Origin of the sequence: Aestuariivirga sp. (assembly GCF_041738905.1) — a bacterium.
Lineage (GTDB): Bacteria > Pseudomonadota > Alphaproteobacteria > Rhizobiales > Aestuariivirgaceae > Aestuariivirga.
Genome location: NZ_JBGSOZ010000031.1, coordinates 1 through 9080, shown reverse-complemented (window position 1 = coordinate 9080; position 9080 = coordinate 1). Strand labels below are relative to the sequence as shown.

Annotated in this window: 12 protein-coding genes and 1 pseudogene; 7 read left to right on the top strand and 6 right to left on the bottom strand. The window is 58.0% G+C overall.

The annotated features are described in order from the left end of the window. From ACEW8Q_RS02265 to ACEW8Q_RS02255, 3 genes and pseudogenes are all read right to left on the bottom strand, one after another. Window positions 1-307 (bottom strand): annotated as a pseudogene (locus ACEW8Q_RS02265) (IS3 family transposase); the annotation flags it as partial. After that, window positions 304-657, bottom strand: a complete 354-nt coding sequence (locus ACEW8Q_RS02260; protein WP_373502426.1) for a transposase — start codon at window positions 655-657, stop codon at window positions 304-306. The gene ACEW8Q_RS02260 and the pseudogene ACEW8Q_RS02265, both read right to left, overlap by 4 nt. Before the next feature lie 218 nt (window positions 658-875). Then, a complete protein-coding gene (locus ACEW8Q_RS02255; protein WP_373502425.1) occupies window positions 876-1550 on the bottom strand; it encodes a hypothetical protein in 675 nt (224 codons plus the stop codon). A gap of 622 nt (window positions 1551-2172) precedes the next feature. Here ACEW8Q_RS02255 and ACEW8Q_RS02250 point away from each other — a divergent pair. The 6 genes from ACEW8Q_RS02250 (at window position 2173) to ACEW8Q_RS02225 (ending at window position 5849) form a co-directional block, all read left to right on the top strand. Then, window positions 2173-3513, top strand: coding sequence for an IS1182 family transposase (locus ACEW8Q_RS02250; protein WP_373502424.1), 1341 nt, complete (start codon window positions 2173-2175; stop codon window positions 3511-3513). Window positions 3514-3744: 231 nt separating this feature from the next. Continuing rightward, complete coding sequence (locus ACEW8Q_RS02245) at window positions 3745-4284, top strand: recombinase family protein (protein ID WP_373502423.1); 540 nt, start codon at window positions 3745-3747, stop codon at window positions 4282-4284. A 46-nt stretch (window positions 4285-4330) separates the two neighbouring features. Further along, window positions 4331-4597 carry an antitoxin gene (locus tag ACEW8Q_RS02240; protein ID WP_373502422.1) on the top strand — a complete coding sequence of 89 codons (267 nt, stop codon included), beginning with the start codon at window positions 4331-4333 and terminating at the stop codon, window positions 4595-4597. Between the two features lie 8 nt (window positions 4598-4605). After that, window positions 4606-4905, top strand: a complete 300-nt coding sequence (locus ACEW8Q_RS02235; RefSeq protein ID WP_373502421.1) for a type II toxin-antitoxin system RelE/ParE family toxin — start codon at window positions 4606-4608, stop codon at window positions 4903-4905. A 93-nt stretch (window positions 4906-4998) separates the two neighbouring features. Beyond that, window positions 4999-5640: a ParA family partition ATPase gene (parA, locus tag ACEW8Q_RS02230; RefSeq protein ID WP_373502420.1), complete on the top strand. Its 642-nt coding sequence runs from the start codon at window positions 4999-5001 to the stop codon at window positions 5638-5640. Further along, the gene (locus tag ACEW8Q_RS02225) at window positions 5637-5849 is read left to right on the top strand and encodes a hypothetical protein (protein ID WP_373502419.1); all 213 of its coding nucleotides are present in this window, start codon (window positions 5637-5639) and stop codon (window positions 5847-5849) included. The genes parA and ACEW8Q_RS02225 overlap by 4 nt, the downstream gene beginning before the upstream one ends. 17 nt (window positions 5850-5866) lie before the next feature. Here the strand turns inward: ACEW8Q_RS02225 and ACEW8Q_RS02220 are convergent, their stop codons facing one another. The 3 genes from ACEW8Q_RS02220 to ACEW8Q_RS02210 form a co-directional block, all read right to left on the bottom strand. Then, window positions 5867-6976, bottom strand: coding sequence for a replication initiator protein A (locus tag ACEW8Q_RS02220; RefSeq protein ID WP_373502418.1), 1110 nt, complete (start codon window positions 6974-6976; stop codon window positions 5867-5869). A gap of 237 nt (window positions 6977-7213) precedes the next feature. Continuing rightward, a complete protein-coding gene (locus ACEW8Q_RS02215; RefSeq protein ID WP_373502417.1) occupies window positions 7214-7759 on the bottom strand; it encodes a hypothetical protein in 546 nt (181 codons plus the stop codon). A gap of 203 nt (window positions 7760-7962) precedes the next feature. Then, complete coding sequence (locus ACEW8Q_RS02210; protein ID WP_373502416.1) at window positions 7963-8247, bottom strand: mobilization protein; 285 nt, start codon at window positions 8245-8247, stop codon at window positions 7963-7965. A 665-nt stretch (window positions 8248-8912) separates the two neighbouring features. Here ACEW8Q_RS02210 and ACEW8Q_RS02205 point away from each other — a divergent pair. Next, on the top strand, window positions 8913-9080 hold a 168-nt coding region (locus ACEW8Q_RS02205; protein ID WP_373502427.1), incomplete at its 3' end, for a MobA/MobL family protein.

The window sequence follows — 9080 nt, the reverse complement described above, 5'->3', positions numbered from 1 at the left end:
GCACCGCTTCGATGCGTGGTCGCATGCCGATCGGGCGCTTGCGAACCTGCCAGCCCTTGATCTGGAAGATCCTCTGAACCGTGTTTTTGTTGAAGCCCAGAAGCCAGGCCACGGTGCGATAACCGAACGAAGGCTCCTTTTCGATCATCGCCTTGATCGGCTCGGAAAAGCGGGGATCAACCTGCGGTGCAGCCTTGGTCGGCTTGTAATAGACCGTCCGCCGCGGCACGCCGAACCAGGCGCATAGCTTGGCCAGCGGCACCGCGATCCCATCCGCCAGAAGGCCCTCATGGAGCGTCCGGATCATTGTCCGCTCGCCTTTGTTCTTGAACCAATGGCGCACAATGGCTCGCCCCGCTCCATGAGGGCCGCCAGCTTTTTTCTGGTGCGTAGTTCCAGCATCGCCTCGCCGTAAGCCTCCTGCAGGTCCTTCAACTGCTTCTCGTATTGCTCCCGGATCTCCAGCGGGTTGGCCCGCAGCGCATTTTCCATGCCCCGCTTGGCGTCATCGACCCAACCTTCAATCTCGGAGGGCGAAAGATCATAGGCCCGACTGGCCTCCGCCATCGTCGTCTTGCCCTGAATTATCTCGACCACAAGCGCCGTCTTACGCTTCGCCGTCCACCGTTTGATGCTGTCTTCCATCGTCACACTCATCGCTACCTTCTCCTTTGTAGCATGAGCAGATTTTCACTGGGTCGATACAGCGGCGTAGAAGCTGGCGGCTTCGGACCCAGTGGGCAAATCAACGTCAAGAATAGTCCATCGTCCAACAGACGTTCCGGGCGCATCGCTGAGACCTTCAACTCCCGGGTTATATCCACGGTTATAGGAATCTAACGAAAGTATAGCGAATTCGAGTTCTGGTGAGTTAGTCATTTCGGCCCCCGAAAAAAATCTCCCATGTGAACAAGTCGATAGAACGGCACGCTGCCAGAACTTCCTGTCGCGGGCCCAAGTGCAGGCTCTGGGAACGGACCAAGCCACTCTAACAACTTATTCAGCGTTGGCGTAGAAACTGCCTCATCGGTCACCTCCAGCGTTACCGACTTCAACCGCACGCCCGGACCGAAACTGGCGGCAAGATTATCCGGGTCGACCAGTTCCACGCTCATCGGCTCGCTGATGTCGCCAAAGGTCACCAGCATCGGATATTGATACGCGGGCACCGCGATCACCCCCGCCGCCCGGTCACGCCGATCACGCACCTCGTCGAACAATTCCCCGTCGATCACCCGGCTTTCGCGCCCCGCGATGGACGCGGCGGCGACCGAGCCCATGTACTCCGTCGTCCCCGCCCCTTTGAGCAGCGCAAACAGATAGCGGCCCGGCGTGACCTCGACCACCACTGCCTCGCCGGTCAGGTCATAGTCCCAGCCCATGCCATCGGTGCGGATCCAGTGCTTGGCCCAGCCGACCTGACTGACCGAAGCGCCCGAAACCTCACCCGCCGGTGTTTCCACCGTGACGGTCATCTTCTGGCGCCACGAATAGCGCTCGCAGCCGGTGAGGGCGAGGAGGAGCAGGGGGATGAGGAGGAGCTTCTTCAAGTGTGGGCCTCGAGCTTCGTCATCTCGATCTCTCCAGACCATGCCCCGCAAGAGGCAACAATAATCAAACTCAGACGCTGGTGCCAACCAACCGGACCTCCCCTGCAAAAGGTGCGCCAGTTTAACAAACGGAACAGATCCAATGCAGCCTCCACGCCGAGGGAGGGGGCCAAGCGCTTCAAGTTCTGGCCAAAGGTTTGAGCAACGTCACGTCCCAAGATTCACCGTCGCACATGGCACTGGGTGAATGCACCTCAGTGTAGATTTGGCCATTCAACACTGGTTGCGCGAAGAGCTGTCAACGATTCTCTCTATGGTTGCACACAGATCTTTCTCGATGAGGTTCAGCCTGTCAGATCAACCCGAGGATTTCTCCTCGCCGAAGCCGCGCAGAACCTGCAACGTCTTGCGAAACTGGTCACGGCATAGGGCCGGGGCTCCCTTTGCAGTCCGGGTGGAAAATCCAACTCGGCCAGCCGATACCCGGCCTGAACGTGGACGACACAACATATGGTAGGCCGAGTTTTTCACCCATATCGGTCGATGGTGGTGAAAAACTCTTTGCTTGATCTGGGCCTAACCGACTGATTCAATTGATCCAGGCGGGTTGGAGGATCAGGCGATGATGGGTCGGCAAGAGGTTCAGGAAGCGCTGTTCTACCGTTTTCGAATCGAGGATCATGTCCCCGCCGATCATCTTTTGCGCCGGATTGACTGGTTGTTGGACTTTGGCGCGATCCGCCATGAGCTGGAAGCCCTCTACAGCCATACTGGCCGCCCATCGGTCGATCCTGAACTGATGATCCGCATGCTGCTGATCGGCTATCTTTATGGCATCCGGTCAGAAAGGCGGCTGGTGGATGAGGTTCACCTCAATCTCGCCTATCGTTGGTTTTGCCGACTGGGGCTCGAAGGCCGAGTGCCTGATCGGTCGACATTTTCCAAGAACCGTCATGGCCGGTTCGCAGATGGCGACATTCTGCGCCGCGTATTCGAGATGGTTGTAGAACGTTGCGCTGCCTTCGGTTTGGTTGGCGGACAGGCGGCGGCGGTTGATGGCAGCACCATTGCCACCGATGCCAGCCGGGACCGCAAGGATCAGCCGGAGGCAATGCAAAAGGTATGGGCTGCAAAGGAAGAGATCGCGCGCCCGGTCCGCGATTATCTCGATCACCTGGCGGTAGATGCAGGAGAGGTTCACGAAGGGCCACAGCATAAAGCCCCGAAATACCTGTCAGAAACCGATCCACAGGCGGCGTGGTCTATCAAAGACGGCCCTGGGCGCTTCAGCTATGAGACCAACTATCTGATCGACACCGATTACGGCATCATAATGGACGTCGAGGCAACCCCGGCCCGGTTGAGCCAGGAGATTGTCGCCGCAAAAAAGATGCTGGCACGCACAGCCGAACGGCACGCGTTCCACCCTGGTGCTCTGGCCGCCGACAAATCCTACGGCACCGGCACTTTCCTGGCTTGGCTGCTTACCCGCAATATCGCGCCCCACGTCCCTGTGCTTGACCGCAAGCATCAGACGGGCGGTAAATATGATCTGAGCCATTTCACCTATGATGCTGACCGTGACCGCTTCACCTGTCTCGAAGGGCACGAAATGACGCTTCGCACGACTGACATTGTGAGAAGGGTCAAGCATTACAGTGCAGACACCGGACATTGCAGAACCTGCCCTATCCGCAAGGCCTGCACCACAGCACCCGCCCGGACTGTCATGCGGCACATGGACGAAGATGCCCGCCAGGTCGCCCGCGACTTGTCACACACCGAAAAGTTCGCTGTCAGTCGCCGCAAGCGCAAGAAGGTCGAGATGTTGTTCGCACACCTGAAGCGCAATCTCGGCTTCACGCGCCTTCGGCTCAGAGGGCTGCGCGGTGCCAGTGACGAATGCATCCTCGCCGCGACGGCGCAGAACCTAAAACGTCTGGCGAAACTGGTCCCGGCGTGAAGCCGACAGCGCCATCGCACTCTGAGCGTCGAATCAACTAAAAAACATTCAAAATCAGTCGGTTAAATCGGCATGAAAACGCCGTGCACAACATCTAGTGGGTCGAGTTTTTCACCTATATCGGTCGTTTCTGTCCCGGCCCCCTACCCTACCCCGCATCAAGGGCTTAGGCTGGACAAAAACCCATGACAAAACCTTTGCGGTTTTGGGAGGTTTTTGGCAAAGTGCAGCATGATCATCGGATATGCCCGCGTCAGCACAGAGGACCAGAACCTGGACGGCCAGCTCGACGCCCTGAAGGCGGCGGGTGCCGAGAAGATTTTCGCTGACAAGATCACCGGCACGACGCGCAGCAGGCCCGAGCTGGACCGCTTGCTCGATCAGCTGCGCCAGGGCGACGTGATCACCGTCACCAAGTACGACCGCCTCGCCCGTTCCTTGCGTGACCTTCTCGACATCGTGGACACGATCCAGGCGCATGGCGCGGGCTTCCGGTCGCTGGCAGAGGACATCGACACCACTACGCCCGCCGGTCGGCTGGTGTTTCATGTGTTTGCATCCATTGCCCAGTTTGAGCGGGAGCGGATTTCTGAGAGGACCAGGGAAGGCCTGAAAGCGGCCCGGAAGCGCGGTCGTGTTGGGGGAAGGCCCCCTGCCCTATCCGCCGAGCAGAAGGCCGAGGTGCGACGGATGCGGGACGAAGAACAGCGCCCCTTGCCCGAGATCGCACAGTTGTTTCGGGTCAGCGTGAAGACTGTGAGGCGAACTTAAGCACACAAATGTTGTTTTGTGCGCCGCGATGCGCTACCTTATGGCCATGCCCAGACTCTCAATCGACATCACCCCCGAAGAACACCAGAAGCTGAAGGCCATCGCTGCGCTGAAAGGCGAGAGCATCAAGGATTATGTGCTGAAGCGCACCCTTGGCGATGCCCCTGCCCTTGACAACATGAGCGAGGACGAAGCGGTTGCCGCTCTGGCTGACTTTCTGAAGCCTAGGATCGAGCAGGCGCAGCTTGGCGAGTTTTCCACGAAGTCGATGGCAGATATTCGGCGTGAAGCACAGAAGCAAGTCGGGCTGTAGCCGTTCCCATGCAGTCCTATGATCTCACCTTTACCGCTGAAACGGATTTGCGCGGCATCTGGCGTTATACCTACGACATCTGGGGCCTTGATCAGGCTGAGAAGTATTTCGATCAAATTGAAGCGTGCTGCAAAGCCGTAGGTGATCGGCGGGCGAGGTCGAAGACGCTCGACGGCTTACAGGACGGTGTTCACATCCACCGTTGTGAGCATCACTTCATCGTCTGGCTGATCGGAAACCGCCCAATCATTATAGCTATCCTGCACGAGCGGATGGATCTCATGCGGCGGCTGAAAGGTCGACTATAGCCCCTGCCGCGATGCTGCATAACGTCCATTGCGTTAAGGCTAAATGAGTATATACTCATTTGAGTAAAAACTCATTTACACAAGGTGGACTTCTTGCCGATCATCTCGATACTTAATCCCAAGGGTGGGTCGGGTAAAACCACCATCACGACGAACCTTGCCCGCTCGCTGCACGAGCGTGGCCATAGGGTTCTGATCGTCGATTCCGATCCGCAAGGCAGCGCCCGAGACTGGCACGCAGCCAATGAAAATAATCCCCTTCCCCTCGTCGCACTGGATAGGGCTAATAACGTCAAAAGCTTGCCCGATATCGCCGCCGCTTACGACTTTGTCATGGTGGATGGCGCAGCCAAGTTGGAAGACATGATTGCCGCAAGCATCAAGATCACCGATTTTGTGTTCATTCCGGTAACACCCAGTCCTTACGACCTGTGGGCCGCTTCTGACTTGGTGGAGTTCATCAAGGCCCGCCAAGAGGTGACGGACGGCAAACCTGCCGCCCGCTTCATCATCAGTCGGGCCATCGCCGGAACACGTCTCGGCGACGAGATCGTCAAAGCGCTCGAAGAACAGGGTTTGGGGGTGTTCGCTACGCACATCACCCAGCGGCAGGTCTATCCCCAGACCGCAAGCGAGGGGGGGACGGTCTTCGACAGCAAGAACGCCGATGCCTTGGCGGAAATGAGCGCCCTAACAGATGAAATCCTGGCCTTTATCAACGCGGAGAAGGCATGATGGCCCTTTCGAGCAAAAGACCGAGTCAGCGCGATGAGATCAAGGCGAGGCTTCTGAACGATGTGGCTGAAACGAATGAAAAAAAACGCCGCCTGAACACGGAGATTGAGGACTCCCTCTACCGCCGGATCAAAGGGCGTGCTGCGGAAGAAGGCCGAACAATATCTAGCATCACACGCGACCTATGGATTGAGTTTTTGAGTAAATGAGTTTTTGAGTAAATACTCTACCAGCCATTGCGACCACGCTTCTTGTACCAGCTTTTGCAGAATCCAAGGAATGCAGCATCAGGGTTCTTTGGCGGTTCCTTCTGCCTTGCGGCATAGGTTCGCCATTCTCCAACTAGGATATTGATATCCCACGTCGGCGCAAGCTCCCGCGCTCGCTCAAGCGTATCCGGCGAGAGGGGCAAAATGTAGCCGCCAGTCAGCCGGTCCTGTTGAGGTTTGGTTGTATATGCATGTAGAAACTCTGGCTTTGGCGTTACAGTCAGGATGTCGGCTTCCAGCCGGAAGGCATAGTCCGGCATGTGATCGTGTTCTTCGTCGGCCTTGCAAATATCCTTCACGAGCCGCCGAAATTCCTTTTCTGAGGATGTCGAGCCGGTACGGGCCTGTAGCTTATCAAGGCCACACTTCCATTCCGGCTGGGTGCCGCACTGCTTACGGGCCAGTTCATACAGGCGGCGCTCTAAAGGTTTACGGAGCTGGAAGTAGCGGCGGTTCAGTGTCAGGACATCATCACCAGCAATCGCATTGAATACCCAATCGGAGAGGGTAACTTCCAGATCGAGCATGCGGCCGTCGCGGGTTTCACGTACGATCCGATAGCGATCAATCAGACTGAACCCGTCAATCTGTTCGACGCCACCTGTGATTATGTTCGTTTCGATCTGGGTTCCCTGTAGTCGCTCTAACGCGGCCTTGAGGCCGATGTAGCCGGTTCCGGCCACGGGGCGATTGGTAGCAACAAGCAAATCATATGCTTTGAATCTCAAGGTCCGGTGGACCGTCTTACCGTCATTCAGCGCTGCCATAACCTGCGAGATACAGTAGATCAGCACGTCACGATCATGGACCGTGGCAAGGCCGATCATATTCGGTCTGACTTCCACATAGCTCTTGCCATCAGGAGCCATATAGCGGCGTTTTTTTGTGTCGGGCTTTGTCGAAAGGGTGAAGATAGGGTGCGCCATAGAGGCCATGTCGCCTTTGGGCGCGGCGTCGAAAATATCGCACACAAAGAAGTCGCCCTGTGCATGACGCAAGGGGAGCAGCGGCGTTCGGTCTTGTTTCGTAATATCACCCACCATCACACCATTCGTAATTTCACCCACCGACGCAAGCGGTTCGTAGTATCACCCACCAGATCGCCTTCGTAATATCACCCACCAACCTTCGTAATATCACCCACCGTCTTTCGTAATATCACCCACCAGAGGGCAAAAAATTGGCGGATTATCGACATTAATTCAATGCCTTGTGAGCCGGGGTGATTCGCGTAACACCTATCTAACACATATATAACACCCAGCGTTGCTACCGTAAGGAACGGATACACCGCTCAAGCCTCATCACCGCTCATAGAACACACATGCCAACCTGCCACTTGCGTTCGCCTTCAGCCAATCACCCCCAAGGACCGCGCAGGCCGCACCGTTGACTGCCAAGAACCGGGGTAGGGCAATAGCGAACCCAAGCACCAGGACCAGCCCGAAGAGGGCTATGAATGGGATGCGCTTCTTCCAGCGTGCCACCTTTGCCTGATCGTCCCTAATGCGCTGAAGCACGGCCTCTTCCTGCCGGGTTATATCGTTCAGGCTACCCCGGGCGTCCTGCCGATCGGCAGCGAAGCCGGAGTGCAGGGCTTCCAACCGGTCGAGGCTTTCGCCGAGGGCGTCATAGACTTCCTGCCCGATATGATCGGCATAGCGTTTCGGGTCAGTATAGGTCCTGGCGGCCTCCCGGCTTTCCAGCGTGACCTTCTGAATGCCCGCGAGGGTCTCGCCGTGCTGATCCAGCTTGTCCGACATCCGGGCCACGACGACACCGAGAAGATCCACGGTCTCGGCGAGGGTGGCGACGGAAAGGGTAGGGGTGGCGGGACCGGGCTTGGGCATTGTGATTTCCGTGATCGGGGATGTGCGATGCGTGTTCAGGGATCGGTGTTGTGAGATCAGCGATAAGATTTAAGCGTTCAGCATTGTGGGCTCAGACTTAGGATTTGTGGGCTGCGCATCCGGTGACAGGTAAAGCCCGTCGAATGCCCTGTCTGCGAAGTAGCAGATCCGCGTCAGGGTCATGAGGACGGTCCCGATCAACTTCATGCCGGGGCAGGGGGCGTAGATGCGGGGGCGGGCTGCTTCGCATCCCAGCCTTCAAAGGCCTTGCGGTCTTGTTCACGGGGGAGGTTGCGGATCAGGCGTTCGATCATGGCGGCGGCATTGGAATCCCGTTCGGCCAGATCGACCAGCGCACCGCCCAGAATGATCTTGCGCCGCGTATCCAGCTTGCGCGCCTTCGTCGCTTCCCGGTTCTTCAGGGCAGACAAGCGGGCCTTGGCCTGGGCATAGCGTTTCTCTGCCCGGTCCAGTTCTGTTTCTGCCATTTTGCCCGCCCGTATCTGCGATACTCTTTAAGAAGAAGTCCGAATTGACTGCACAACTTCTAGCGTGTACCCGTTGGTCTGTAAAGAACAAGGGCGCACTTATGCAAACTCTTCACCTGCGGTTCCGAGATTTGCGTGCGATCCTCTTGGGGGTTCCCCCCAGCCGATGGCCAACCCCTTCGATGCGACGCGCATCGACATGGAAGAGCGCGCTGCCCCTTCCTTGCCTGGGCTCCGCCCGTTCGGCAGCGAAACGCTCCCCCGGAGCGTTTCCGGGAAGCTGCCTCACCCTTCCCAAGCCAACCTGCGCGGTTGGATCGCGCCCCGCTGTCCCTGTCGCCCTCATAGGAACTGGCCCCGAGAGCGGGGCGGTTCCGCGAGGTCGTCAGCGACAGCGGGCGATCCGGTTCCGTGCTTCCCTCGTTGGGGATGCCCTGCCGGATCGGGTTTGCCGCGCTGTGCTTGTCCGTCAAACAGTTGCCCATCCTGGCGATGGCCCCGTGCGTCACCGGCAGCATGATCGCCCGCCTGTTGGCATGGCTGCATGTCTGCCTGTTTGCGCGGTCGCATGCTTGCACGGAGGGTCAGCAGGCCGCATGCCAATTTGCATGTCTGCCTGTTTGCCTGCCTGCTTTTGCCCGTTGCCGGATCGGTAAGGCGCGCGCATGGCGAGCTATCACCTCTCGGTCAAAACGGTCAAACGCAGCGCCGGGCGATCTGCCACGGCGGCGGCGGCCTATCGGTCGGCCTCTGTCATCGAGTGCGACCGCGAAGGGCGCATGCACGATTACACCGCCAAGCGCGGGGTCGAGGCATGTTTCATTCTCGCCCCC

Coding starts and splice junctions, on each gene's coding strand:
- ACEW8Q_RS02215 (WP_373502417.1), bottom strand. CDS start 7,759: ATGCCCAAGCCCGGTCCCGCCACCCCTACCCTTTCCGTCGCCACCCTC.
- ACEW8Q_RS02240 (WP_373502422.1), top strand. CDS start 4,331: ATGCCCAGACTCTCAATCGACATCACCCCCGAAGAACACCAGAAGCTG.
- ACEW8Q_RS02225 (WP_373502419.1), top strand. CDS start 5,637: ATGATGGCCCTTTCGAGCAAAAGACCGAGTCAGCGCGATGAGATCAAG.
- ACEW8Q_RS02235 (WP_373502421.1), top strand. CDS start 4,606: ATGCAGTCCTATGATCTCACCTTTACCGCTGAAACGGATTTGCGCGGC.
- ACEW8Q_RS02245 (WP_373502423.1), top strand. CDS start 3,745: ATGATCATCGGATATGCCCGCGTCAGCACAGAGGACCAGAACCTGGAC.
- ACEW8Q_RS02210 (WP_373502416.1), bottom strand. CDS start 8,247: ATGGCAGAAACAGAACTGGACCGGGCAGAGAAACGCTATGCCCAGGCC.
- ACEW8Q_RS02250 (WP_373502424.1), top strand. CDS start 2,173: ATGATGGGTCGGCAAGAGGTTCAGGAAGCGCTGTTCTACCGTTTTCGA.
- ACEW8Q_RS02260 (WP_373502426.1), bottom strand. CDS start 657: ATGAGTGTGACGATGGAAGACAGCATCAAACGGTGGACGGCGAAGCGT.